Below are 26,899 nucleotides of genomic sequence, written 5' to 3'. Positions count from 1 at the left end.
TTTATGGGCTTTTTTGTTTTTATGTCTGGCATTGTTTGGCAACTGATGGCAGCGGGAAGCACCGCTTGAGCATGGTATCCAAGGTGGTATTATCGAGACATGATGCCATGAGTGATGGCCGATACCATGCTGCTTGATCCTGTGTATTCATGGTGTCGAAACTATTTAACTATATGTTTTTATTGATTTTATTGCTCGATTTTTGGGTGATCTTCCAGCATGGTATTGGAATTGAAGAAGGATAAGACTCTTGCTGACCGATACCAAGCTGCGCAACCTCAAGCCGAGGGATAAACTCTACAAGGTGAATGACCGGGATGGCCTCTATGTGGCTGTCACTCCTGCCGGCTCTATCTCATTCCGTTACAACTACTCGATCAATGGCAGGCAAGAGACAATCACTTTTGGCCGCTATGGCGTTGGGGGTATCACTCTGGCAGAAGCCCGTGAGCGACTTAGTGAAGCCAAGCGGATGGTCGCTGATGGAAAGTCGCCAGCGAAGGAGAAGGCACGGGACAAGGCGCGTGTAAAAGGGGCTGAAACCTTTGGTGCCTGGGCGGAAAAGTGGCTACGGGGCTACCAGATGGCCGACTCTACCCGTGATATGCGCCGCTCGGTTTATACGAGAGAGCTGGAAACGAAATTCGGCAATCAGAAGCTGACCGAAATCACCCACGAGGACTTGCGAGCACTTACCGACGCCATCGTAGAGCGCGGTGCGCCTGCTACGGCGGTTCATGCGCGTGAGATTGTACTCCAGGTATACCGCTGGGCCACTGAGCGAGGCCAGAAGGTTGAGAACCCAGCAGACCTGGTGCGGCCAGCAAGCATTGCCAGGTTTGAGCCGAGAGATCGAACCCTGACGCCCGAAGAAATTAGGATCATGTATCAGTACATGGGGCGTATTGGTACATCACCATCGATCCGCGCAGCGGTAAAACTGTTGTTGTTGACGATGGTGCGAAAAAGCGAGCTGACGAATGCTACCTGGAGTGAGATCAACTTCAGCGAAGCGCTCTGGACGATCCCTAAAGAAAGGATGAAGCGGCGAAATCCTCACCTAGTGTTTCTATCTAGGCAGGCCATGGACATTCTCATCGCTTTGAAGACGTTCTCCGGTGGATCGGATTATGTTCTGCCGTCGCGTTACGATTCTGACGTGCCCATGAGCAGTGCCACGCTAAACCGGGTGATGACGATGACTTACAAGCTGGCTCAGAAAGAAGGGCAGTCTCTTGCCAAGTTTGGCCCCCACGATCTGAGGCGTACAGCAAGTACCTTACTCCATGAAGCTGGCTATAATACTGACTGGATTGAAAAATGCTTAGCTCATGAACAAAAAGGTGTTAGGGCTGTTTATAACAAGGCAGAATATAGAGAGCAGCGAGTATCAATGCTGCAAGACTGGGCGGACATGATAGATGATTGGGTCTCTTAACGCCGGTGGTTTTAAATAAAAAAATAATGCAGGGAGTGGCGCTTTTAATGACTTTTACATTTGATAATCTTAATTTCCACAGAATAATTTTACACAACGTCTATAAGCCTAACGATGAAGGGCGTGTTGATCCGTTTCCTAGTCGTGTATTAACACAGTTAGCTGGTGCTGGTTTAGATAAGCTACAACAGCGTATCAGTAGTGTACTCGGTAATGGTTCGCACAGCTTGCAAATGGACATAGCTCAGGATGGCGCTGCTAGCTGTTTTCATTGTGCTACCCGACTCTTAACTGATGATGATGCTAGTTTTATAAAAAATTCAGTAGAAATTGCTGAGTTGCATACCACCGCTCATACAAGCAAGAGCTGGCCTGGAGGAACTTTAGTAATTATTGATGGAACTGCTGGAGCTGCGAATAAAAGATGCTTGTTCATCATTAAAGCAGAGCAGCAAGCAGGGTTCGTTGGAAAAGAAGAGGGTGATAAGGTTGTTATGGATTACTTGGACAACTTAATACTTACTCCTCAAGCGAAACTCTACAAGGTTGGTGCATTTGTTGAAATGAGCAGGGAAAGTGTTGGTAATGAAATTAGAATTACTGACGACTTTGAAGCCTATGTTTTTGATAGTAACATCCAAGCAAAAGATGATAGAAAGGCTGCAAGGTATTTTTATTCTGGTTTCTTGGGCTTAAGAATTCCTGAAAACTCAGAGCAGAGAACTCGGGACTTTTTTGAATATACGAAAAATTTCATTAATGATTCTGATCTGTCGACGGAAAGTAAGGTCGATCTTCAACAAGCTCTACACACATACCTGAAAACTGATCAGAGCAATACAATTCAGACTAGTGGTTTCGCTGACCAATTCATGGAAGAGGAATTAAGAGATGATTATGCTGCTTACATGGAAAGTAAAAATTTCCCAACTAATGCAATAGTTAAAGATAACTCTTTAATTAAGAGGAGGTTGCAACATCGTAAAATGAACTTCTCTTCCAGCGTTAAGTTGACAGCTCCAGCAGATACTTTTGAAGAAATGGTTCAGGTTATTGACGTTACTGATGAACATACTACCCTGAGAATACAGGGTAAGCTGACTGAGCAAGAATAATGAACCGCGACGAGTTCATCCAGTTGTATGAAGCTGAATTGCCCATGTATAAAGCATGGGCTGACTTTGTGCTGACTAAAATTGATTCCAGTATTTTATCTCATGCGGGAACAAAAAGTGCGTACTTGGAATGGGTGAAAATACCACCATCTCAAAGAGTAAAACAGGTGGATTCTCTGGTCACGAAGGCATTTATCAGGAAGCGGAACAAGTATAAAGACCCTTACAAGGAAATCACTGATAAAGCAGGCATTCGATTTGTTGTGCTGCTAACATATCAACTTGAGCTGTTGTGTAATATAGTTGAAGAAGCTACAAGTTGGGCTTATTCAAAGGATAAAGAATTTGATGAGTGGAAAGGTGATGATCCGAGATTATTTGATTATCAGTCTGTTCACTATATTGTTTACGCCGCTAGGGATATTGAGCACAAAGGTGTTCAAATAAAAGAAGGCACCCCCTGCGAAGTGCAATTAAGGACTTTGCTTCAACATGCTTATGCGGAGCTTGCTCATGATACTATCTATAAAGGTAATATAGCGGCTTCACCAGAGGTCCACAGAACATTCGCAAAAAGTATGGCTCTGATGGAAACTACTGATGATTTATTGTGTAATGCAAAGATTTTGTTAGAAAATGCGACGGCCGATATAAATGCATGGAAGAATGCCATCAACACCGAAGCGAAAAAACGTCTTGGTGACATTCAGCTCATTGATGATAGTAAAAGTGCAGACCATTTACTCAACTCAATTAGTGATTTATTGCAAAAAACTTCAGCGGATGAGTTTTTAGCTTTCCTTGAAGATCCAAATTATTCCTATGTAAGTGAAAAAATTAAAGAGAGGCAAGCCGGTTCGGTAGAATTTAGGCATCCGTTTGTTCTTTTAATGTACTTTCTTGCAAAAAGGTTTCGTGCGTCATTACATCGAAAATGGCCTCTTGATCTTGAGCCTCTGGAGGGTGTTTACAGCGATTTAGGGCTTCAGCCTCCTTGGGCCACAACCTAAATTTTAGCCGCTAAAATTTCTGTTGGCTTTTTCCTGGCCTGTTAGCAGGAAGCAAAAAATCTTTGCGAACTGCTGCTAATGCTTTAGATACTGCTTGAGGTGTCATTGGTTGTTGTTTTCTGCTTAGTAGCTTTTTGCCAATTTGAGATTGAGTGTAACCATAATGCTGAAGTACCAGCATTTTCTTCTTATTGTCTGAAAGCTTAGAGTCGACCATCTTTCGAGCCAGATTGCGAAGATCCGCTACGTCTGCTGGCTGTAATGTTAAATTCAACATGAATAGGAAGGAATAGTCATCGATCAGTTTGTCTCCTGACATAGCATGAGGCTTAGCGCGATGTGCAGATTGATGAGTTAACCTGGAAAGTTCGATATTGAATTGTGCGAGGGAGCGCTTTGCCTGTTTGTAACTTGGATTCCACTCGTCATTGGCAAGTTTGGGGCGATGCTCTTTACAGTAATTGTGGCTAAGTTCTAGTTTCTTGTGGTCAATAAGTTCAACCTCATTTGTTTGTCTCTGCTCTACTGTGAGCATGAATTTTGAGTACTCCGTAAGGTTTCCACAGAATTCGCAGAAACTATGTTTTCGTTGTACGTTTAGGTTGACGCCTTTGGTCGCTGTTGATTTCTTCGGACGCTTACAGGCGCAATCCCAGGTTAATTCAATTAACGATTCAATGGTTGCGGCGAAGCACTGATCTCTTTGGGTTTGTTCATCACTTGTCTTTATGAACTGACGTAGCAGTTGGCGCTGCATGCGCACCATTGCTTCCAGCCCTATCAGCCGGATGATTTCGCTAAATCCAACTCCTGAGCCAATACCCGCAACATGGTTTTTATAGCTGTTTGGGAGGGAATCCATGTACTCAGCTATGGCAGGATCGATCAGTTCTTGTATCAGGCGAAGAATGGGATAGCGCCGAGAGAAGGCAGAGTAAGGTCCCCAGCGCGTTCTAAATTTGGCTATAGCAAGAGAAACAGGCTGGGCGCAGCCTGGAAGGATGGCTATGTAGTCTTGCCCTAGGTCTAGTCTAGCTTGGTGTTCGATATTCATAACAACTTTATAGTCCAAAAATAAAGCTTAATCAAGTTGCATTGCTTGGCACGATGAAGCCTCAACAGGTAAATGGAGGTTCAAGCATGCAAACAATGGCAAATAAGGTTCTCATCAACAGGAAACAGCTCCTGGAGATGATTCCACTTTCAACGCGCACAATTTATAACCTGGAACAGCGTGGGGAGTTTCCGAAGCGCATAGCCCTTACAAGCAGAAACGTCGCGTGGGACCTGTCGGAAGTAGAGCTGTGGATTGAGGAGCGTAAGTCTTCAGGAATCCTGGCTACTCGGCCTGGCAACACCATAGGGGCCTAATAGTATGGCCCTTGATCTTATGGCGGCCTTTTCGGAAACGCCGCCGCCTCTTGATTATGTTTTACCTAACATGGTTTCCGGCACGGTAGGGGCCTTGGTTTCACCAGGTGGTGCCGGAAAATCCATGCTGGCCTTACAGCTTGCGACGCAGATCGCTGGAGGCCCGGACTTGCTGGAAGTCGGAGAATTTCCTGTTGGGCCAGTTATCTATCTTCCCGCAGAAGATCCTCCCGCTGCTATCCATCACCGATTACATGCGCTTGGAGCGCATCTCACCGCCGAGCAGCGGCAAGCTGTTGCTGAAGGCTTGCTGATTGAGCCGCTGATAGGAAGGTGCCCCAAAATTATGTGTCTCGATTGGTTCGATGGCCTTAAGCGAGCGGCTGCGGGCCGCCGCCTTATGATCCTAGACACCTTACGTCGTTTCCACATCGAAGATGAAAACGTTAGCGGTCCAATGGCGCAAGTGATCGGACGTATGGAAGCCATAGCCGCCGATACAGGGTGCTCTATCGTATTTTTGCACCATGCCAGTAAGAGCGCCGCCATGATTAGTGCGGGTGACCAGCAACAGGCCAGCCGTGGGTCGTCTGTTCTGGTCGATAACATTCGCTGGCAATCGTACCTGTCTGGCATGACGCAAACCGAGGCTGAGGAGTGGGGTGTTGATGATAGTCAGCGTGGGTACTTCGTCCGCTATGGCGTTAGCAAGGCGAATTATGGCTCTCCTTTCGCCGAGCGTTGGTTCAGGCGTCACGAAGGCGGTGTACTGAAACCTGCCGTGCTGGAGAGGCAGCGTAAGGCCAAAGGAGTATTACCGTTCAAGAAATCTAAAGTTGTTATGGAAGGCGCTGATGACAACTGGTAACAAGGTCACTCCAACTAGTACCAGTGCACAGGCAAGAGTGATGCTTTACCAGGCCAGTCAGCGCCCAAGCCTGATGGAGGCCGACTGGATGGAAACATCCTTTGGCCGCTGTCGCATTAAGGGAAGGCTTGGTCAGCGGCACGCAGATGTTGTTGAGGCTATTTTGCACTGTGCCGAACGTCGACGCGATGTTTCTGATGGTGGTGTAGAGCTATTGGTAGACCCTGCCAAAGTGCGGAAAACGTTGTCAGATAGCCGGTATAGTTCCTCCCATCTTGAGAAGCTGCTGGCAGAGCTGCGAGCAGCAACTGTAACGATTGAAACACCACAGTTCGATTTTCCGATAATCGGCGGCTTGATCGATCATGTTATCCCTTCACCTATGACACGCCCTGATCCCTTGACGGGAGGAGAGCGAAATCTGTGGAGAGTTCGGCTTGGTATCGCCTTGGTCATGTTATTGGAGCACGACCTTAGTCTGTACTACGATCCTGCCCCAATTGCTCGCTTGCAGCACGGGATTAGTCAGGCGGTCGCTCGACACATATTGACCCACAAGAATGATCCAGCCGGAGGGTGGCATGTTGATACTCTCATTCGCGCAGTCTGTGGTGAAAACATCAATAGTAAGAGGATGCGAAATGGGCGTTCCAGGCTTAGGGAGGATGCAGAAAAATTGCATGAAGTTGGAATAACGATAGATGCTGAGAATAGGATAAGGCGCCTCACACCCGCCCGATAGCGTCCCGCACCCGCCCGATGGCGACTCACACCCGCCCGATTCTTTGCTGTTTTGGCAGGATATTCAGGATATCTCAGGATATACAGCAACCTCCAGCTGGATGCTGGAGGTTGATTATCTATCGGCCTCCGGCCGATGTTTTAACGCCAAGAGAGTGGCCGATTCTGCTTCCTCGCCAAGGCAATCACCTTTCCTTGGCGTTCAATCCGTCCGAAGGACGACCAAAGCCGCCTTATAAGCCCCAGGAGCGTCGTTCAGGGGTAGCGAGGGCGATGCCTGGAGCGCCTCTCTGGCGGCTCAGGAAGCCGTATTCATACATCAAGATGAATAGCCACTTAAGCCGGTAGTAGGCTGAAAATGTGTGCGGTTTGTAGGTTGTAGTTGCACCATACAACATACTACAACACTACATTTACTATCCACACTGACGTTGTGCTCAAAAATCTGTGCGAAATTGGGCGCTAGCGGCTCGACACGCACGGAGTGTTGGTAGCGATCCTTCCTGACCTGATGACCCAACCGATACCAATCTGAAACCGTCAAAGAAAAGGCCAACGAGAGTGTCTAGTGGGTTTCAAAATCCATGGGATACAGCGATTTACATTCGATGTGTTGCTAACGATCGTACGTTTCATTGACACTTGAGGGGCGCTATCCCTCCTGAATTGGTAAAGCTGTGTATTTCTGTGTTTTTTTGCTGTGTAAACCCCCGCGTTAGCGTAGTAATTACCTGATATTACGTGTTTATTTAGTGCTTCTGTTCTAGCAAGAAGGTGAACAGGCGATTTTATATGGTTTGCACTAAAAAACAGATTTTCGCGGCAACACTTTCCTTGGCGTAAACAACGCTGAAAGGCGGGCAGGATAGGTGAAGTTAGCTAATCGGCGGAGCCAATTAACTATCTTCACTTTTCCTTATTCGCGCCGGGGCGCTCAACGGAGAATCCTGCTCTGCGAGGCTACTGGCTACCGCCGTAGGAGTTATTGGCTTAAATATCTCAATGTCAACTTTTATGTCCAATTATTGAGCTTATACGTTATGCATTGAAAGGCACGATAAAGCATTCATTGGTAATGGAGATCAACGTATGCAAAAAGTTAGAAGAAAAAATTTAGCCGCTAAAATTGCTCTGTCCGTCGTTATGACGACCTGTACTTTGCAGCCTGTCTACGCCGGTATTCCAGTAGTTGATGGCACCAATCTGACGCAAAACATCATGTCTGCTTTGGAAGCGGTCGCGCAGACGGCCAAGCAGATTCAGGAATACCAAACCCAACTCCAGCAGTACGAAAACCAACTGCAAAATACGATGGCCCCGGCGGCCCATATTTGGGACCAGGCGCAGCGCACCATCAACGATCTGAACCAGGCGACCAACACGCTCGCCTATTACCAGAACCAGCTTGGCAGCCTCGATGCTTACCTGGGCAAGTTCCAGGACGTGGCCTATTACCGCAGCTCGCCTTGTTTCTCGGCGGCGGGATGCAGTGATGCCGAACGAGCCGCAATGGCCGAGAACCGTCGCTTGGCGTCTGAATCGCAGAAAAAGGCCAACGACGCGCTGTTTAAGGGCCTGGAGCAGCAGCAAGACAATCTTGAAGCTGACGCCCGACAGCTTAACCGCCTGCAATCTGCCGCCCAGGGCGCAGACGGCCAACTAGCGGCCATCGGGTACGCCAATCAGCTCGCCAGCAACCAGGCTAACCAGCTCCTGCAAATCCGTAGCCTGCTGATTGCTCAGCAGAATGCCGTTGGCACTCGAGTGCAGGCGGATGCTGACCGCGAAGCTCAATATCAAGCGTCCCGTGAAAGGTTGTTCGATATGGGAGAGCCAACCTACCGTTCAGAAAACAGGGGGTTCTAATCATGAAGAATATCACCCGAGTTTTTATCGTTAGCGCGTTGGCCTCTTTCGCTCTGGTGGGGTGCGGTGAAGATGACGGGCCTAAGCCTGCAACGATCAACTGTGACAACCCAAACCTGACGAAAGAGCAGAGGGAAGAAGGGAACTGTCTTTGGGATATGGGCGAACCCACTGATCGCTCCAAGAACAAGGGGTTCTAACCATGAGCAAGATATTCATTCGACTTGTGATGCTCCTGGCAGTTTTACTGACTTCACAAACTGCGTCAGCGGCCATTGAGCCTAATGGTGTCTTGGATGAAGTGGCCGTGCGTTTCATGACGGGCAGTGCTACTTGGGGCACGGTAATTACAAACTATGCCGCCTGGCTGTTCTGGACGCTGGGCACTATATCCCTTGTTTGGACTGGCGGGACCTTAATCCTTAAACAAGCGGATATAAGGGAGTTCTTTGCCGAGTTCGTGCGCTTCATCCTGACGTTTGGTTTCTTTCTCTGGTTGCTCAGAAACGGTCCAGACTTTGCGACGTCAATCATCGACTCGTTGAGAATGATCGGTGCTCAAGCAGGTGGCCTTCCGAGAGACCTAACCCCATCAGAGCCTATTAGTATTGCGTTCGACATCATTGTGAAAGCTGGTGAGTCCTACAGCATCACAAGCCCGATAGATAACTTGTCTATCTTCTTAATCACGCTGGCAATTTTGGCATGTATGGCGGTAGTGGCGGCAAATGTGTTGTTGGCCTTGGTGACGGCTTGGATATTGATCTATGCCGGTGTCTTCGTGCTGGGTTTTGGTGGTTCGCGCTGGACTTCAGATATAGCAATCAACTACTTCAAAAGCGTATTGGGCGTTGCTTTGAAGTTGATGACAATGACGTTGCTTATTGGCATTGCCATGTCGATCATGGACGGTTTCTATGCCGATCTATCCAATGATGCCCCTATGCGTGAACTGCTGGTGATCTTTGTCGTTTCACTGGTTCTCGTGATGCTCATTCACTCGGTTCCCAATGTGGTCGCCAGCCTTGTTCCTGGAGGCGGCGCGGCGGCAGGTGCAGGCAGTATCAGTGCCGGAGCGATGGCCGGAGCGGCTGTTGCCAGTGGTGGTATGGCTGCCGGTGCAGCAATGGCTACCGCAGGCGGTGCGTCTGCTATTCAGGCTGCATTTGCAAAAGCAGGTGAGAACGTAGCGAACAATACTGACGTTATGTCGAGCCTGGGCGAAGCATTTAGCGGTGGCGGCGATTCGGATGAAGCTGGCTCCTTTTCCCAAGCCTCTGGCCAATCCTCTAGCGGTGGCGAATCTTCTGGCGGCGGCTTTAAAGGCAGCGCTGTAAAAGCGGGTCGTATTGCAGCGGATACCGGTGCGAATTTGATGAAGGGAATGAGTGATATGGCCGGGGATCGAATTGGCCGCACTGCTGGAGGCCGTTTAGCTAGCTCGATCCGAAATAGTACGAAAGATGACGGGGATGACGACGACAAGGAGGGCGACTGACGACGCTTCCCCTGTATTTGACAACGATAGCTTAGGCGGCGTCGGTACTGGCTGGATGAATCAAACCGGCGGCTTTGATGGCCTGTCCAGTGAGGACCAGGAAGAAGCCCGCCAAGCACACGCAGAATGGCAAGAGCGCGACCCGGAAAAGCACACCTTCGACGTTGAGGACTACGTGTCGTATGCCCAGGAACGCCAGCAGGAGCGCAACGAAGAGGTTGCCAGTTTTGTTAAAAAGGGTCGCATGGCCTAACTAGATAAGGATTACTGATTATGGAGTTTAGCTTTCCACCTCAAAACCTTGCGGAGGTATTTGGTTTCTTCGCAGTGATGTTCATTGTGATGCTGGCCTTCTATTTTTGGGGGCAGTGGCTGCACAACACCGGACGCGGCCCGAAGATGAAAGCCATTGCCGTTAAAATGGAGGTATTACAAAACAGGTTGGCCGGGCGTGCTTACAAGGACATGATGAGATCGGTCGATCAAATCGACAAAATGAGACGCTGGCCGTTTGGCCGACGCAAGTAGTTAGAAAGCACACGGGCCGGTGATGGTGCACCGGCCCGCATTTTCACATACCACCTGACAGAGAGGTGACACATGACAACCACACATAATATCGAAGTTCAGCAAGCAATTCATCAGGCTGCGATCAAGCTGGCCGCCCTGGAGTTCATCGACCAGGAAACCGCCCGGCAGGTTTTGCCAGTCGCGGAGGCGGTCGCCAATATGTTCACGATCCTGTACTATCAGGCTGAAACTGGCCGAGTGACAACGGAGGACTTCCAGAAGGCGTTAGCCACCATCCGGCAGGCTATGCCCAGCTAACCACGAAGAACGACAGTAGAGGCGGCTACGGGCCGCCTATTGTGTCTTTGGTGGTGTGTAATCGACGGGCGTTAAATCGTCCCCCCTCTCCGTTAAATCGGCCCCCCTTAACGGTCACGCCTGCTTCGGTCTTGATGGTTTGAACGCCAGGAACGGGGTGGCTGGGGCGGTGTGTAATAGACGGTTGTAGGAGAGGAATAAAGATTCATACTACAAAGTCTGAGTCACGCTACAACTGAGTAATAAAGTATCATACTGGTTGTCTTGAGCATCTACAGATTGAACTGTCCCATTCAAACACGTTTCTGGACAATAACGACTTAGAGTAGATACCCTATAGTCCCGCTTTCAGATAACTTCTCGAATCCCAAAATGACAAAGAGACCACCGTTAATGGAGGTGGTCAATTTGCAAGGAGTTGGACATAAGCTGCATCCCCCGAATTACGATGTCAGATTCACTTTATGCAGATTTTTACGAAGAACATGCAAAGCATGGTTTATCCCTGGAACACATTTGCCCCCAAATTGCTTAAAGTGGGAAGCTCCTTCGGTTAGTAACAAGATCTTCAACCAACATAATCTAAACCAAATATTGAAGAGTTTTGAGTCGTCACTTAAGCAAATAGTGGATTGAGTCGATTTCGAGCCATAAAGCTAGTAGACCGCCCAAATGGGTTTTAATGCGGTAACGTGGCAACTCGTATTGAGATGTCCTTTGGTTGCTCAAGAGAATTAGTCGGAACTCATAAGGCGCTGTATTTTAAATGAATTTAAAATGTATGATACCATGATGTTATCAAACTATAACCATATAACCTTGAGACAAAAGGAAACTCTATGATTAACTATCTCAATACGTTGTTTGCAGATTTCAGGTTGTATAGCCTTTTTGGGGATGATGACAATTTCACCGTAACCCAACTATGGGTGTTGGAGATCGAAAGGGAAAGTTCGAGCGAGCTGCGCTTCCTATATGCTCGAACACTACCAAGTACCTATCAATCGGACACTTGGCAAGGTAGCGTTAGTACCAAAACACAACTCTATGATAATTGCTCAGTCAAGACTCATACCTTGACACTTCATACCTCTACCAAGAAATTAAAAGCTTTCCTTGAACACTTCATCAACGGAGCACCGCTCCAGAAAGCCAGCCAACTCGCCGAAGTCAATATCAGCGACAAATTAGCCAATACAGTAGGTGTGAATACATTTGGTGAGAGTCCCCTCATTCGCTCTGTAATGCATCTGCCGACACGCGATTATTATCAATTCCAGACCAGTCGGTTAAGCCCAACTAGTTATTGTAGTGTTGACAGCGGCGCAATTTCTCCAGAGGACAAACCAAAGATATTCAGTGTCCCTGAGGGATGTGACATGATGATTGCCGAAGCTGCGTGCCAAGCATTAGATGCTGATACTGGCTTAGATTTCTCCAAAACGGATTCCTGGAGAATTAGTGACTTCGAGTTCATTTGCGCTCCAGGACTAAATGCCGCAGAGCGGTGTAAGTATGATATATCCTTGAAAGGCAAGCAGTCGTCTCTGACACTATTCGAATCATTAACTCGAGAACCCTCGGATTTATTAGTTATTATCAAAGCTTACAGTGAGGGTAGCATTCAGTCCTCTTACATTACCAACCTCAGCAAGAGCTCTTCTTACCCACTCCATCACCAGTTTGAACTTAAAGTGTTTCAAAACCAATCTAGCACAGCTTATACAATGGAAATCTATGCACTTGGACCTAACGGAGAACATTCATCCCTCCTGCTTCAAACGGGCAACCATTTCATGCGCCAAATGAATTTCAATTTACAGCTAGTTGAACCTATCAGGGCATACGAGCAATTCTCATGGTTGGACAAGAAAGTACCAAAAAGAGAAAAGGTCAAATTGGAAGCAGCCAAGCAGGTTGGGCGTGCTATTCGCCCCTCTCGATCACAGATGAGCGATTATACAGCTGATCCATGGGTTCCACTTAATCGGCTCATCCAAGATAGAGTCAGGCAGCTATGCCCCAATAAATCCGACGGTCGGTTCTTTCCCACTCTCAACAATAGCAACGGTATGAGCCGTCTTGAGTTAAAGGACTGGCTCAAGAGCATCTTCGAACAACATCACGACGCGAAAATCGCTTGGATCGATCCGTATATGGAGGACGTCGGTATTGAGCTTCTCAACAGGTTGGGTACAGCTAGCGCTGATTACTTGATCATTACGACGGAGAAAACGTCTAATGATGATAGTACAAAAGAATCCGGCCAGCCCACCCGAGTTGACAATCTTCTGGCAAGATGTTCGGGCTGGAACAATGGCTATTTTGGAAGCGTTCATCTCAAGGTACTCGCAGTGCCAGAGAGTAAACTCCATGATCGCATGATCCTTATTCGCTCCGCCAATGGTCAGCCTTTATCAGGGTATCATCTTTCAAATTCAGTTCAGAGGGCCAGCGAAAACCACCCTCTGCTAGTGACCCCAATTCCTCTGGACGTGGTTCCACATGTATTTGAGTATGTTGATCAGATTATCCAAAACACACTCCATAGAGACGATAAGACGCCGCCTCCAGCAAGGATAATTTTCAATTCTACCGATATTAAGCCACGTGATGAAGAAAAGCCCAAGGGGTTGAGCCACAATTCTTCATTCGCTGAACCACAATGCGCCGGTAGTGTTATAGCTTGGTGGCTCGACGACGAACAGCTCTCAGATTTTTCCGGTTCCGAACTCATGGAGAAGATGAGTACTAAAGGATACGTTAAGGATGGAAAACTAGATCCTGAGCACTTTGACGCTCTTCCGGCCAAATTCTGGAAGGAAGGGCTACCAATGGCAGATTTCCACTCAGCCTGGGATGCCCTTGGTTGTGTGATAGCAAACTCCCCAGCTAGTCGCTATTCCGTTAGCCTCTACAATAAGGAGCAGTCGGTATTATCCGAACAAGTGAAGCTTGCACTGTTGGAGCACATCTCCCCCTCCAGAGCAAACGCGCTGCAACCACGCCTCACAAATAAACAACTTGATATTGAACACTACCGTTCTCAGGGACTTATAGAACTATTGCTTTCAAAATGTGACCCGTTTAGTACATTCACATACTCACCCGTAGATACCTCATATAGCGACTACTTCTCTATACAGCTCCTATGGTCGGAAGCTCCAAAGCAGTTTGCATCTTGGTTAAATACAATACTCTCTAAACCAATCAAGCAACCTCGCTCCCATGCGCTTGTGGTTGAAGCCCTTAAGCATATTTGTTTGGTTGTTAGCTTCGACAAGCATCAAGAGCAAATTGATGCACTGTTGCAGAGTAATGTGAGTGTCATAACCTGGATAGGACTTCATGCACTTGCAAAAAACATTAATGGAGGCGATTGGGGGATTGAAGCACTCTCGAAAATTGAGCATATCACACCTTCCGCTGTTCGACGTACCATCCAGTGTTGGCTGATCAACGAAGCTAACTACTTCAATTCGGATATTAAACCACAACTCATCGCTTCGTTAACTCAATCGTTGGAGGCACCTCTCAAAGACAATGAGCTCAAGGATATTCTTCTGCCCGTTCGTAATCACAATGGCAGACTGCACCATTTCAAACCATGGATTCTTGAATCCATGCTTGTTCCTATGCTGGAACAAAGAATAATAGACATTACTCAAGTTGCTCATCAGTGGTTGACAGAGCTGATTAACCAATGGCAAACGGCGCTCAAGAATAACCGCCTCGATTTCATGCTTGAAACAGACGGTGCGTTCACAGATGAGCTGGCTGTGTTGACCAAATACCTAAGCCCTGACGTTCGAGAGAAAATTTTCAGCAAACTCCAGAAGGTTTTTAATACGCTGGCTCGAACTATCAGGATACCGATGAGCGCTCAAATAAGCTGGAACTCATACAGTAATGCGCATCAAGTTAACCTATGGCTCTATGCATTCGCTAATAGGATGGCAGAGTTGCTACCTGATAAGCCATCACCTTTGAATGAGCTTTTGTTGGAAAGCAAAGAAATTATAGAACGAATTTCCCCATCTACTTGGGACAGTTTTTCAATCAAAAAACTCTCTATTTACGCAATGGATGATCCCAAATATATTAGGTCACATAACCTTCACCAAATTATTAAGAACACACTCACCACGCACTAACTCCTGTTTGTTAAGTAGTAAATTAGGCCACTTGAGTTGATTGTAGTGGCCACCCTAAAATGATCGCGATATAAAGGCTTCCCACATTTTTCTTATCCGTGTAGAAGGTCTGTTGTTTTGCTTCTAACGTAAAATTATCTAGTTTTTAGGTATGCTTTTCTGTGGTCTCGCATAACTATGCACACGAAAATGACTCGTTGAGAACACCGTTTTTGAACTTTTTTGGGAGATTCCTTTCATCCCCCTGCACTACCAACCATGAGTACAAGTACTGCTATTCCCATGGCACGATTCGCTACTGAGTAATAGCGTTAACAAGGAATGGGGCAAAAGCGTGTTTTGGGTTTTAGCAACAAGAGTCAGTACCACTTACACTGACTCGATATTGAGGTGGCGTTACTTGGTCGAGGATTTGCTTGGCTTTAAGTCCGGGGTGTTGCCTGGAGTTTTTTTGTTGTCACGTCGACGTTGATCTGGCTTGCCGGTCGACTTGGTTATTGGTTTTGGCCCTGGTTTCAAACCCATGATTTGATCCTTTTATTTAACGAGGTTATTCCTCGTGTATAATCTTTGGGCAGTGTTGATGGCTTTCAAGATGTGTATGAAAAACAATCTAAAAGTATCCCCAATATTTCTTGCTGGTAACTCATGTTTTGATGCGTTTTAAAATGTACTGCGACAAGTTGGAGGCACAAGATGGATAGAATTACCTCGGGGCCACGGCGGCTTAGTGTTGAAGAGATACAAGAGCTTCGTCGCGATATGCAAGAATCCTCAGCTTGGGGTAAAGCCGAACTAAAACGTCGACGGGCCGCAAAAAATCAAAAAAATTCTGTGCATGGTATAAATGATGGTATCGAGAAAGCTCGCCTTTCTAACTAGCTGTTATTTAGGTTGATTTTCTGCTCGTTGATATTCGAGTGGGAATGATCCCCGTCTCTAGCTACGTTGAGTGACTACCGACCAACCAATAAAAAAACCGGCGAAAGCCGGTTTTTTTATTGGTCCCAGTTCGATCAATGGTCGTGATAGAACAGGTACTCCAAAATGCGCTCTTGCGGCAGATAATCGCTGGCGTGAGTGTGGTCATCAGCAGTGTGGTAGGCGCTGAAAATTACACGCCCTTGGCCGTGGCGGAAGGACCAGGTCATTGGTGCTTGCGCCAACTGATCAACATCGGCTTTCACCAGCGTGCTGGGATGCAGGGTCGGATTGGGCACACCCCAGCGCCAGCCGGACAGGAAGTGGTACAGGGTGATATCCCCCTGGGCGTTGACACACTGACCGCTGTCACAGGGCACGGCGGCAAGCCAGTCGGCCAGTTCAGGGTAGTCGACGGTACCGATCAGCTGGTCCAGCTGGCCCTCCCATCCTTCGTCGCCGGTCAGCGCGTCCGGGAAGGCGGCGCGGATCACTTTCAGTTCCCAGTCGGTGGCGTACAGCGTGCCGCCTTGCTGGACGAAGCGGCGCAGCTGCTCCAGTGACTGTTCTTCGCCGGGCTGGAACACATGGCTCTCGATGCCGCAGTTGAGATAGAGCAGGTCGTACTCGGTCAACCGGTTTAGGGCGACCTTTTCCTCAAGCTCGGCAGCGGACAGGATGTCGAAGCGCTCGGTGCCGGCCTTAAGACGGGATTGGCCGCTCACATAGGGGTGCACTTCCAGTTCCCCCAGTCCCATTTTTGCCAGCAAGTGCTCGACGTGGTCGTAATAGCCTTCCACCACGGCGATGCGGGGCATGCCCAGTGACAGCGGGCTGAGCGGCACGTCGGCGCCGGTCAGCGTCACGGTTTGGCGGCTGTTCCAGCTGCCTTTGCGGATGTGCAGTTCTACTTCGCCCTGCAGTTCTCCGTAGGGCAAGCTGAAGCGACCTTCCGCGTCGGTACAGGTCCAATACGGCGTATTATCCGGTGGGTTGCAGGCACCGGGGTCGGTCACCGTGGGAGCGGCCAGTCCCTGCATTCGTAGCTGCGGTGTGTTAGGCAACCAGACGGCCGCCGACGGGATCGGGGTGCTGGCATTGGGGCCAGTGACCAGCCCGGAGATCGCCGGCCCCTCTTGCTGGGGTGGCATGGGGCCGGTGTGGCCGCCTCCTGAATTGCTTCCGCCGCCGCTCCCGCCACAGGCACCCAGAGCCAGAGTGATTAGCAGCAGGCTTCGCTGCATGGTCCGTGTTTTCATTTTTTCTCCCCACAATCGAAGGTCGCAAGCCAGCTTAAAAGGCGGTCATGATCAAGCCAGACCGGTCCCGGAGCAATTGGACCCGCGGTCAGTGGTGGGCTTTCTTTGCGTTTTGAGCAGAGCGTCTCAGCAGGAATGAGAGGCGCCTGTCGGCAGGGTCGGAGATTGGCTGTAACGGGGTGATTAGCGGCACTCGAGCATGTCGCAATTGATAACCGTTATCATTTAAAATAAGCTCCGCATCGGTTCTCCACCTTCTGAGCATCCGCCTCCATGACCTTCCGCGTCGGAAAACTGCAACTGTATCTCCAGCACCGTCAGGCGCTGGTGGACTTTGCCACGCCCATCACCGGCTGCCGTGACCGCGCCGAGGACGTGGTGCAGGACGCGTGGCTGCGCTTTGCTGATGCGGCCGCTGCCACCGATCAGCCGCGTGCTTACCTGTACCGCATCGTGCGCAATCTGGCTTTGGACGGCCTGCGTCGGCAGCAGATGGAAAGTCGCCACCAGACGCCGGACGGCACGCCGTGGCTGGAGCCGTCGCCGTTGCCGGAACCGGAGCAGACGTTGGACTTGCAGCAGCGCATGGCGCATCTGGTCGGGGTGCTGGATACTCTGCCGCCGGATGTGCGCCGGGCATTGGAGCTGTATCGCTTCAGCGGCTTGACGTTGGAGCAGGTGGCGGCGGAGTTGAATGTCTCGGTGGCGACCGCTCACCGTCATGTGCGCCGCGCGCTGGTGGCGTTGGCGCAGCACCTTTCTTCCACGGAATGAAAAAAGCGCATCCGGTGATCGTCTCGGTAATTGAGATCCTCCCTATGCCTCACGGCAAGGAGCTGCCATGACCCTGTTTCCTGATGACCAGGAGCGGCTGCACATGCAAGCCGCCGACTGGTTAATACGTTGCCGCGAAGACGGCGAAGAGCAGGCGCGGGCGGCGGGGCTGGACGCTTGGCTGGCGCGCAGTCCGGCGCATCAGCGTGCTTGGTTGTCGGTGTGTGAAAGCTGGACCCTGCTTGGCGTGTTGCCACCGCCGACGGAGCAGCCGGTGCGCAAGTTGGCGCGCTGGCCGTTGGCGCTGGCTGCTGCCTTGGCGCTGGTGATGTTCGCCGCCCTTTGGCCACAAGCGCCGGAGTTCCAGACCAGTCGTGACGGCTGGGCAAGCTGGACTTTGGCAGACGGCACGGAGCTGCACTTGGCCGCTGGCAGTGCGGCGGCACCGGGCGACTCGGCCCGTGAGCTGACGCTGCTGCGCGGCGAGCTGTATCTGGATGTGGCGCCGGACCCCGCGCATCCGTTTGTGCTGACGGTGAAAGACGGGCCGCAGGTGACGGTGCTCGGCACCGCTTTCAACGCGCGCCGTGGCGTGCGGCTGCATGAAGTGTCGGTGCACCACGGCCGGGTAGCGGTCGCGGCTGATGGCGCGCAGGTGCTGCTCGGCGCGGGTGACCAAGTGCGGGTGGCGGATGGTCAGTTCAGCGCGGTGCAACGCGTGGACGTGGCGCAGGTGGGGGCCTGGCGCCAAGGCCAGCTGCATCTGGACGCGCTGCCGTTTGAAGAAGCGGTGGCGGTGTTGCAACGTCATTTGCCGGGCTGGTTCTGGCAGCGCGATCCGTTGTCGCAGCGGCCGGTCTCTGGCGTGCTCGATCTGCAGCGTCCGCGTGAGGCGCTGGAAGGCTTGGCGCAAACCCAAGGTGCAACGCTGGATTACCGCTGGCCGGGTATCTGGCAGGTGGCACCGGCTCGCTGACAGCCTGCCGGCGGCGGTAATTAATTTCACTCGCCGGTGAAAAAAGCGCACACCTCCCTCGTCTTAACTCTCAATAGCGAATGAAACTCATTTGTAATTGAGAGCTTGCCCATGACCTCTTCCCGATCCCTTGTTGTTCGCCGGCGTCGCTGGCTGCTGTGCGCCGCCTTGAGTCTGGCGCCGCTAGCAGTGGCCGCCCCGGTGTTGGCGGACAGCGGTTACCAAGTGGCGGCGCAACCGCTTGGCAGCGCTTTGACGCAGTTGGCCCGTGATGCCGGTGTGCAGTTGTCATTCGATAGCGCGCTGGTGGCGCCTTTCCATGCACTGGAGATGCGCGCCGGGTCGGTGGGCGCCATGCTCGATCAGTTGTTGCTCGGCACCGGTCTGCGTTGGGGGCGTACCAGCGGTGGCGTCTATGTGATCGAGGCGCTGGCGCCGCTGGATGAGCGCGCCGACCTGTCGCTGGGCCCGGTGACCGTAATCGGCGAAGCCGGTCCGCAGGACGAACCCTACCGCAGCTCCGGCTCGGCGGTGGCGCTGACGCAGCGCGATATTGAGCTGTTTCGCGGCACCTCGGTGGGCGACATCTTCAAGGGCACCACCGGGGTGTTGGTGGGCGAGAACCGTAACAGCGGCGGCCTGGATGTGAACATCCGCGGTATGCAGGGCCAAAGCCGGGTACCGATCCTGATCGACGGCAGCCGCCAGGAAACCACCGTGTACCGGGGTTACGCCGGCGTGTCGTCACGCACCTATGTGGACCCGGATCTGATCGGCAGCATCTACATCGAGAAAGGCCCGGTAATGGGCGTGGAAGGCACCGGCGCCACTGGCGGGGTGGTGAACATGACCACGCTGCGGGCGGAGGACATCGTCAAACCCGGAGCGACAGAGGGGGTGCGGCTGCGCGCCAGTGCGCTCGGCAACAACAGCGGCAAGCGCGCGCCGGTGGGTTCCACCTCCGGCTACAACGTCAATAACCTCGACGGCCTCAGCAACGATGTTTACCGCATCAATTGCGTGACGCCGTCGCTGTGCGAAGGGCCCCATGACATCAACCGCGTAATGGGCCCGAGCTACACCATGAACCGTCCGCAGATGCTGGACTTGCGCGGCTGGGCGGGCAGCTTGGCGGTGGCGAAACGGTTCGAGTCGGTGGATCTGGTGGCGGCCTATGCCCAGCGTCGGCAGGGCAACTACTACGCCGGTCGCCATGGGCCGACGCCGGAGCTGGACCTGAGCGACCAGCTTGACCGCAAATTCTGGACCGAAGTGCGGCCGACGCTCACCGGTGCTTCGCGATTCCGTGGCGGTGAGCGCATTGCCAACAGCCATATGGAGAGCACGTCCACGCTGTTGAAAGCGCACTTTTTCTTGCCAGACGACCACGATCTGGAGCTGGGTTTTATTCGCTATGTCAGCGACTACGGTGAACTGATGCCGTCCCAGTTGCTGTGGCTGGGTGAAGTGCGTGAAACCGGCGGCAGTCATGTTGATGCCCGCACCTACACGGCACGTCACCGCTGGAATCCAGCGGCGTGGATGGACCGCATCAACCTGCGCGCCAATCTCTGGCATACCGACACCGATAGCAGCAACCAGAACTATTCCGAAGAGCTGACCGGCAGCACCGGCGTCACCGGCAAAGAGTCCGAGGACTACCAACGCTGGGGCGCCGACCTCAGCAACGGCATGCGCTTTGTGGGCGGCGGTGAATGGCACTGGCATTACGGCGTGTCTTGGCAGGAAGAAAAGCTCAGAACGGAAGACGGTGCCGGCGGCGCCGGTGGCTTTGTCGATACCAGCGGGCGTCAGGGCAGCCGCGATGAAGTGAGTGCGTTTACCAGTCTGAAATGGGCGCCGGTCGACAGCGTGGAAGTGGAAGCCGGGGTGCGTTACACCCGTTTCACCGCCCGCGACCGCAAGCCGTACCACGTCACCGCGGGCAACAGTGCCTGTGTCGACAGCAACGGCGACGGCCAGTGTGATCCGCTCAGCTACCGCAACACCCATTCCGGCACCGCGCCGGTGGTCAGTGCCAGCTGGGAGTTTCTGCCTGGCCAGCAACTGTATGTGCGCTACGCCGAAGCGCTGCGCATGCCGAGCCTATTTGAAAGCACTTCCGGCTTTTCCACCGCGCCGGCCTTGGATGTGGAGCTGAAACCGGAGCACGCCAAGAACCGCGAAATTGGCTGGAACCTGGCGCGCGATGACCTGTTCCTGCCCGGCGATCGGCTGCGGGTGAAGTTGGCCACATTTGAAAATCGCACCGACGATTACCTCACCCGCACCATGCCCAACCTGTGGGAGGAAGACGCCCATGCGCGCTTCTTCACCACCCGCAACATCGGCGATGTGGAGTTCTTCGGCAGCGAGCTGATGGTCGAGTACGACGCCGGCCGCTGGTTCACCGAGTTCGGCGGCACCCGCTATCACCATGTGGAGCTGTGCTACTACGGCAGCTACCGCCGCCAAACCTGCACCGATTACGGCATCGAAGGCAGCTACGTTAACAACATGATCCCGCCCAACTGGCACGCCAGCGCGCTGCTTGGCGTGCGTCTGCTGCAGAACAAACTGGAGCTGGGTGTGCGCACCATCCTGATGGGCAAACGCAACAGCACGCCGGAATTCGACAACGAAACCGCCGGCGGCTTTGCCTCGCCGGTGCAATGGCGCAACTACCAGCTCTACGACCTGTTCTTGAGTTACCGCCCCAACGACACCGTGACGGTGGACGTCAACGTCGACAACGTCACCGACCGCTACTACCTCGATGCGCTCAGCCTCGGCCTGGTGCCGGCGCCAGGGCGCAGCGCACGGCTGAGCGTCGCGCTGCAGTTTTGACACCTTGATCGCCGCCCGCTGGGGCGGTGTCCAACATGGAGATGACCTTGATGAAATTGACATCCTGGCAATGGGGCGCGCTGTGCCTGACGCTCGCCCTGAGCGGCTGTGGCAGTGGCGGCGGCGGTAGCGGTGGCGGCGGTGTGCCGGCGCCGGTGGCGAAGGTGGACATTAGCCCCGACCGGCTGCCGGTGGGCGATATTGCTGTGTTGGATGGCCGCGCCAGCGATTCCCCCAATGGCACCCTTACGCGCTTCAGCTGGCAGGTGAGCAAGGCGCCGGCCGAGAGTCGTGCGCTGCCGCAACCGGCTGATGACGCGCTGTCAGAGTTTGTGCCAGACCGGCCGGGCGAGTATCAGCTGTGCTTGGAAGTGGAAGACGATAAGCGCACCAGCACGCCGGCGTGCAGCACGTTGGTGGCGACCAACATTGATCCGGTGGCGGTGATCAGTTCCCACGCGGTGGCGGTGTTAGGCCAGTTCGTGCAACTCGACGGCACCGGCAGCTTGCCGCCGGAAGACGGCGACCCTCAGTTGCTGGTGTACCAGTGGGACATTGTCGGCAAACCCGACGGTAGCCAAGCGGCACTGGACGATGCGCACAACAGCATGCCGCGCTTCCGTGCGGACCTAGAAGGCGTGTACCAAGTGCAGCTGACGGTGTTCCATCAGCAGCGTGTCAGCCACAGCGTGACGCAGGACATCAGCGTATCGGCCATCAATACGCCACCGGTGGCCGTGGCCGGGCCGAAGATCGTTGATCAAGTCCTGGGTCAACGGGTGACACTGGATGGCGGCGGTAGCCATGATCCGGATGGCGACCCGTTGCAGTACCGCTGGGGCTTTGGTTACCAGCAAACCATCCCCGGCGGCGGTCGTCCCACGGGTTCCACCGCTGAATTAGTAGATTGGGATACCGCTACGCCCTCATTCGTGCCGGATGTGGTGGGCGAGTACGTCATCTGGTTGCAGGTGTTTGACGGCCAGGCGCTGAGTGGTTTGAGCTTCGTCAACGTGGTGGTGGACCAGCTGGCGCCTGATCACGTCAACCAGCCCCCTGTGGCAGTGATTACACCGCCGTGGAGCAAAACGTTTGAGCTGGAGTTGGGCGAGCAGTTGACGGTGACCACGGCCTACTCGTTCGATCCGGAGACCGGCCCGATCCAAGCCGGCCATGTGGAGCTGACACTGATCAAGCATCCGCCTGCTTTTGACCCGGTCAATGACGTCACCCAGCACCCGAATTGGAACACCTACAACCTGCGTGTGGCGGGCGAGTACCGTTTCCGCCTGCGGGTGTCCGACGGCGAGTTGTGGAGCGCGCCGGTGGAGCAGAGCTACGTCGTGCGCACCGGCGCCAACCGTGCTCCGCAAGCCGTTGCCAAGGTCAGCGGCCCGAGTGCCACCGTTGGCGTGGGGGACTTGATTACGTTGGATGCCGAAGGCAGTTATGACCCGGACGGCAACCGCATGACCTATCAATGGCGTATGTTGCAGAAACCGGATGGCAGCACTGCTGAGCTGGCGGGTGTGACCACCGCGTTGCCGACCTTCACCGCTGACCAAGCCGGTCCCTACATGGTGGCGTTGAATGTTACCGACAGCCACGGCGAGAGCAGCAGCCGTGAGGCCGTGGTGATCGTGTTCGCCAAGACCGAGAACCACGCGCCAGTGGCGCGGCCGCAGTATGCCAATCAGCATTTCAACGCCCGCCAACCGTTTGTGATTTATCCGAAGGCGGAATTGGAAATCAGTGGCAGCTGGCCAACCATAAGCAGCCACAATGCCTCGGTGCGGCTGCGCTCGGATGCCTACGACCCGGACAGCGACCAGCTCAGTTACTTGTGGAGCATGACCGATGAGCCGGCCGCCAACAGTTTAGTGTTGGCGGTGGGCAGCAATTACGACGCGGGTGTGTGCAGCATGGGGTATACCGTCAATCCGCAGGGGCCCTACACCACTGGCCAGCAGCTGTACGATGCGCTGATGGCGGTGCGTGACTGGACTTGCGCTGACCTCAATCTATCGCCGGCGCTGCCTGGCCGCTACGGAGTGCAGCTGATGGTCACCGACGGCATCGACATCACTGGACCGTTCAACTTCACTTTCCATGCGGTGGAGCGCGCCCAGTATCCGTCGTTGCTGTTGGAAGACATGGCCGGCACCTTTGCTTCCCCCAATGGCGACAACCGGGTGCTGGGTGAAGGCTCAACCGCCATGCGGCAGCTGACGTTCCCGGTCGCGCACAAATCGCCTGGCAGCTTCCCGCTGTTCGACAATCGCATTAGCGCCGGCGACGACATCGTCATGAAAACCTACCAGCTGACGGCGTTCGACAAGGATTACACCATCACCGATCTGGCCGCGATCAGTGGTGATCCGGCCAGCCGTTCCCACTGGGTGGCGGAGTTCGACGGTCTGGAAGACGGTCAGGTGATCAAGCGTGGTACCACAGTGACGTTCACGCTGATGCTGCGCATACCAGCCGATTACCAGCGTCTGGACATCGCAGAAGAAGGGCAGCGCGATGGCGCGCTGGGCATGGCGTACCGCTTTAATGTGGCGGAAGAGCCGGGCTGGTCGTTCTCCTACTCGCCGTACATCTATCTGACCCACGATAGCGGTCGTTGACCGTCAGCGGGCGACGGTTTCGCCATTGCCGTCGCCCCGCTGGCCGCTATACACTCCCCGCCGCTGGCTGCAGGACACCCTGCAGCCGACGTTTTCAGGGCGGGGTGCAAGTCCCCACCGGCGGTATGTGCCCCGTGCACGAGCCCGCGAGCGCCTGCTTCGGCAGGGTCAGCAGATTCGGTGAGATGCCGAAGCCGACGGTGATAGTCCGGATGAAAGAAAACGTACCGCTGCGGTGGCCCCGTGGCGGTTGCGTCGTGCGCCCTGATTCTGGCCCTTAATGCAGTTGTGAGGACTCCATGAATCAGTCTCCTGCCGTAGCTTTTCCCGCCGCCGGCCGTATTGCCTTCATCAAAGCCAGCTGGCACAGCGAAATCGTCGATCAATCCCTCAAAGGTTTTCTCGCCGCGTTGGAGCGGCTCGGCGTCGACCCGTCTCGGGTGGATGTATTCAGTGTGCCCGGTGCATTTGAAATTCCCCTGCATGCCCAGCGGCTGGCTCGCAGCGGCAATTATCTGGCGGTGGTGGGTGCTGCGTTGGTGGTGGACGGTGGCATTTACCGCCACGACTTCGTCGCCCCGGCGGTGGTGGAAGCGCTGATGCGGGTGCAATTGGATACTGACGTGCCGGCGTTCTCGGTGGTCCTGACGCCACACCATTTCCACGAGCATGACGAGCACCAGCGCTACTACTACGGCCATTTCGTCACCAAGGGTGAAGAAGCCGCCAATGCGGTGGTGCAGACCGTGTCCAGCTTGGCGGCGTTGCCGGCCTGATGGATGACCGGCGCCTTGCGGCGCCGGTTTCTGGTTCCATTTAGTGCCGTGGCGGCGACGGTTGGTTGTTGCGCTATCACAGCGGCAACGTTTGCCCTGCTGCGGCCCACTGACGGTTGACGGCACTCAATACCGCATCGAACGACGCCGTAAGGATGTCGCTGTGCACACCGGCCCCAAAGCCGGAACCGTGCTCGCCCAGACGCAACTCCACGTAGCAGGCCGCACGGGCGCTGGCGCCCTGGCCGATGGCGTGCTCGTGGAAATCCATCACCCGCACCGGCACACCCACTGCATCAATGAACGCCGCCAAGGCGCCATCACCTTGGCCGACCCGGGTGTGGGGCTGGCCGTCCAGCGCCAGCGTGACCGTCACCGCGACTTGGCCATCGGTGCCGGATTGCACGCTGTGGTGCAGCCGTTTGAGCGGTGTAGTGCGCTGCAAATACTCCTGCTCGAACGTCCGGTACAGGGTGGCGGCATCCACTTCGCTGCCTGAGCTGTCGGTGAGCTGCTGCACCGCGCGGCTGAATTCGATCTGCAACCGGCGCGGCAGCGCCAAACCGTATTCCTGTTCCAGCAGGTAGGTGATGCCGCCCTTGCCGGATTGGCTGTTGACGCGGATGACGGCGTCGTAGGTGCGGCCCAGGTCGGCCGGATCAATCGGTAAGTAAGGCACTTCCCAGAAGCCGCCGTCCTGCTGCTGGGCGAAACCTTTGCGGATGGCATCTTGGTGCGAGCCGGAGAATGCGGTGTACACCAAGTCGCCGCCATAGGGATGGCGCGGATGCACTGGCAATTGGTTGCAGTGCTCCACGCACTGGCGCACGGCGTCAATGTCGGAGAAATCCAGCCCCGGTGACACGCCTTGGGTATAGAGGTTCAGCGCCAACGTCACCAAGTCGACGTTGCCGGTGCGCTCGCCATTGCCAAACAGACAACCTTCCACCCGGTCGGCACCTGCCAGCAGCGCCAATTCAGCGGCCGCCACCCCGGTGCCACGGTCATTGTGCGGATGCACGCTGAGCACCAAGGCTTCTCGGCGGTGCAAACGGCGGTGCATGTATTCGATCTGGTCGGCGTACAAGTTGGGCGTGGTGCACTCCACCGTGGTCGGCAGGTTGATGATCATTTTTCGCTCCGGCGTCGGCTGCCAGGCGTCGATCACCGCATTACACACGTCTAAGGCGAATTCGGGTTCCGCCATCGAGAAAGTCTCCGGCGAATACTGAAATACCCACTCGGTGTCTGGGTAGCGCGCCGCTTGCTCACGCACCCAAGCGGTGCCATCCAGCGCAATCTGTTTGATCTGCTCCGGCGTCATGTTGAACACCAGCCGCCGCCACGCCGGCGCAATGGCGTTGTACAGATGCACGATCACCCGGCGCGCGCCGGCACAGGCTTCAAAGGTGCGTGCGATCAGATCCGGGCGCGACTGGGTAATCACCTCGATGGTGATGTCGGCAGGAATATGACCGTCGTCGATCAGCTCGCGCACGAAGTCGAAATCAGTTTGTGATGCGGACGGAAACGCCACTTCGATTTCTTTTAATCCCACCGCAATCAACTGCTTGAAAAAGCGCATTTTACGGCGGCTGTCCATTGGCTCGATCAGCGACTGGTTGCCGTCACGCAGATCGGTGCTCATCCAAATCGGTGCCGCCGTCAGGCGACGGGTGGGCCAAGTGCGCTCGGCGTAATCGGCAGCGAAGGGAATCACCGGACGGTATTTTTTTGACGGGTCAGACAACATGGAATACTCCTCGGCACGGCCGGGCCACGGCCACAGCCGGCATGGCTGGATCAGAATCACGGGGCATTTTGGGA

General features: G+C 53.7%; 20 protein-coding genes and 1 riboswitch. Of the genes, 17 read left to right on the top strand and 3 right to left on the bottom strand.

Annotated features, from left to right (window positions below; genetic code table 11):
* Window positions 1-250 precede the first annotated feature (250 nt).
* Genes AB5I84_RS11480 through AB5I84_RS11470 form a run of 3 tightly spaced genes read left to right on the top strand, consistent with a single transcriptional unit; the run spans window position 251 to window position 3,563 of the window.
* Window positions 251-1,438 carry a tyrosine-type recombinase/integrase gene (locus AB5I84_RS11480; protein WP_369455998.1) on the top strand — a complete coding sequence of 396 codons (1,188 nt, stop codon included), beginning with the start codon at window positions 251-253 and terminating at the stop codon, window positions 1,436-1,438.
* Window positions 1,426-2,553 (top strand): nucleoid-associated protein, encoded by a 1,128-nt coding sequence (locus AB5I84_RS11475; RefSeq protein WP_369455997.1) that lies wholly within the window; start codon window positions 1,426-1,428, stop codon window positions 2,551-2,553. Before AB5I84_RS11480 ends, AB5I84_RS11475 begins: the two co-directional genes overlap by 13 nt.
* The gene (locus tag AB5I84_RS11470; protein ID WP_369455996.1) at window positions 2,553-3,563 is read left to right on the top strand and encodes a GTP pyrophosphokinase; all 1,011 of its coding nucleotides are present in this window, start codon (window positions 2,553-2,555) and stop codon (window positions 3,561-3,563) included. Before AB5I84_RS11475 ends, AB5I84_RS11470 begins: the two co-directional genes overlap by 1 nt.
* A gap of 10 nt (window positions 3,564-3,573) precedes the next feature.
* On the opposite strand, the gene AB5I84_RS11465 is transcribed toward AB5I84_RS11470, so the two are convergent.
* Window positions 3,574-4,617, bottom strand: a complete 1,044-nt coding sequence (locus AB5I84_RS11465) for a LuxR family transcriptional regulator (protein WP_369455995.1) — start codon at window positions 4,615-4,617, stop codon at window positions 3,574-3,576.
* A gap of 53 nt (window positions 4,618-4,670) precedes the next feature.
* On the opposite strand from AB5I84_RS11465, the gene AB5I84_RS11460 reads away from it, so the two are divergent.
* The 9 genes from AB5I84_RS11460 (at window position 4,671) to AB5I84_RS11420 (ending at window position 14,889) form a co-directional block, all read left to right on the top strand.
* Window positions 4,671-4,934 (top strand): helix-turn-helix transcriptional regulator, encoded by a 264-nt coding sequence (locus AB5I84_RS11460; RefSeq protein WP_439650202.1) that lies wholly within the window; start codon window positions 4,671-4,673, stop codon window positions 4,932-4,934.
* Window positions 4,935-4,938: 4 nt separating this feature from the next.
* Window positions 4,939-5,802: a helicase RepA family protein gene (locus AB5I84_RS11455; RefSeq protein ID WP_369455994.1), complete on the top strand. Its 864-nt coding sequence runs from the start codon at window positions 4,939-4,941 to the stop codon at window positions 5,800-5,802.
* Window positions 5,789-6,544, top strand: coding sequence for an ABC transporter ATPase (locus AB5I84_RS11450; protein WP_369455993.1), 756 nt, complete (start codon window positions 5,789-5,791; stop codon window positions 6,542-6,544). Before AB5I84_RS11455 ends, AB5I84_RS11450 begins: the two co-directional genes overlap by 14 nt.
* 1,088 nt (window positions 6,545-7,632) lie before the next feature.
* The gene (gene trbJ, locus AB5I84_RS11445; RefSeq protein WP_369455992.1) at window positions 7,633-8,409 is read left to right on the top strand and encodes a P-type conjugative transfer protein TrbJ; all 777 of its coding nucleotides are present in this window, start codon (window positions 7,633-7,635) and stop codon (window positions 8,407-8,409) included.
* 202 nt (window positions 8,410-8,611) lie between these two features.
* Window positions 8,612-9,907, top strand: a complete 1,296-nt coding sequence (gene trbL / locus AB5I84_RS11440) for a P-type conjugative transfer protein TrbL (protein WP_369455991.1) — start codon at window positions 8,612-8,614, stop codon at window positions 9,905-9,907.
* A 55-nt stretch (window positions 9,908-9,962) separates the two neighbouring features.
* Entirely contained in the window at window positions 9,963-10,160 is a 198-nt protein-coding gene (locus AB5I84_RS11435; RefSeq protein ID WP_001076797.1) for a hypothetical protein, read from the top strand.
* A gap of 20 nt (window positions 10,161-10,180) precedes the next feature.
* Window positions 10,181-10,435 carry a hypothetical protein gene (locus AB5I84_RS11430; RefSeq protein ID WP_369455990.1) on the top strand — a complete coding sequence of 85 codons (255 nt, stop codon included), beginning with the start codon at window positions 10,181-10,183 and terminating at the stop codon, window positions 10,433-10,435.
* A gap of 72 nt (window positions 10,436-10,507) precedes the next feature.
* Window positions 10,508-10,735, top strand: a complete 228-nt coding sequence (locus tag AB5I84_RS11425; protein ID WP_208159749.1) for a type I toxin-antitoxin system ptaRNA1 family toxin — start codon at window positions 10,508-10,510, stop codon at window positions 10,733-10,735.
* Between the two features lie 839 nt (window positions 10,736-11,574).
* On the top strand, window positions 11,575-14,889 hold the full coding sequence (locus AB5I84_RS11420) for a VPA1262 family protein (protein ID WP_369455989.1): 3,315 nt from the start codon (window positions 11,575-11,577) through the stop codon (window positions 14,887-14,889).
* A 1,016-nt stretch (window positions 14,890-15,905) separates the two neighbouring features.
* On the opposite strand, the gene AB5I84_RS11415 is transcribed toward AB5I84_RS11420, so the two are convergent.
* Entirely contained in the window at window positions 15,906-16,961 is a 1,056-nt protein-coding gene (locus AB5I84_RS11415) for a hypothetical protein (RefSeq protein ID WP_369455988.1), read from the bottom strand.
* Window positions 16,962-17,342: 381 nt separating this feature from the next.
* Between AB5I84_RS11415 and AB5I84_RS11410 the strand changes: the two genes are divergently transcribed.
* The 5 genes from AB5I84_RS11410 (at window position 17,343) to AB5I84_RS11390 (ending at window position 25,072) form a co-directional block, all read left to right on the top strand.
* Window positions 17,343-17,843, top strand: a complete 501-nt coding sequence (locus AB5I84_RS11410) for a sigma-70 family RNA polymerase sigma factor (protein WP_369455987.1) — start codon at window positions 17,343-17,345, stop codon at window positions 17,841-17,843.
* A 67-nt stretch (window positions 17,844-17,910) separates the two neighbouring features.
* The gene (locus AB5I84_RS11405) at window positions 17,911-18,819 is read left to right on the top strand and encodes a FecR family protein (RefSeq protein ID WP_369455986.1); all 909 of its coding nucleotides are present in this window, start codon (window positions 17,911-17,913) and stop codon (window positions 18,817-18,819) included.
* A 111-nt stretch (window positions 18,820-18,930) separates the two neighbouring features.
* Window positions 18,931-21,666, top strand: coding sequence for a TonB-dependent receptor (locus AB5I84_RS11400; protein WP_369455985.1), 2,736 nt, complete (start codon window positions 18,931-18,933; stop codon window positions 21,664-21,666).
* A 50-nt stretch (window positions 21,667-21,716) separates the two neighbouring features.
* Window positions 21,717-24,296: a PKD domain-containing protein gene (locus AB5I84_RS11395; protein WP_369455984.1), complete on the top strand. Its 2,580-nt coding sequence runs from the start codon at window positions 21,717-21,719 to the stop codon at window positions 24,294-24,296.
* Window positions 24,297-24,382: 86 nt separating this feature from the next.
* A riboswitch (FMN riboswitch) is annotated at window positions 24,383-24,524 on the top strand.
* Between the two features lie 71 nt (window positions 24,525-24,595).
* The gene (locus AB5I84_RS11390; RefSeq protein ID WP_369455983.1) at window positions 24,596-25,072 is read left to right on the top strand and encodes a 6,7-dimethyl-8-ribityllumazine synthase; all 477 of its coding nucleotides are present in this window, start codon (window positions 24,596-24,598) and stop codon (window positions 25,070-25,072) included.
* Between the two features lie 76 nt (window positions 25,073-25,148).
* Here AB5I84_RS11390 and leuA read toward each other — a convergent pair whose 3' ends face one another.
* On the bottom strand, window positions 25,149-26,825 hold the full coding sequence (gene leuA / locus AB5I84_RS11385; protein WP_369455982.1) for a 2-isopropylmalate synthase: 1,677 nt from the start codon (window positions 26,823-26,825) through the stop codon (window positions 25,149-25,151).
* Window positions 26,826-26,899 lie beyond the last annotated feature (74 nt).

The organism is Alcanivorax sp. REN37, from assembly GCF_041102775.1.
GTDB classification, from domain to species: domain Bacteria; phylum Pseudomonadota; class Gammaproteobacteria; order Pseudomonadales; family Alcanivoracaceae; genus Isoalcanivorax; species Isoalcanivorax beigongshangi.
Note: the sequence above shows the minus strand (reverse complement) of the source record. Positions and strands in the feature narration are given on the sequence as shown.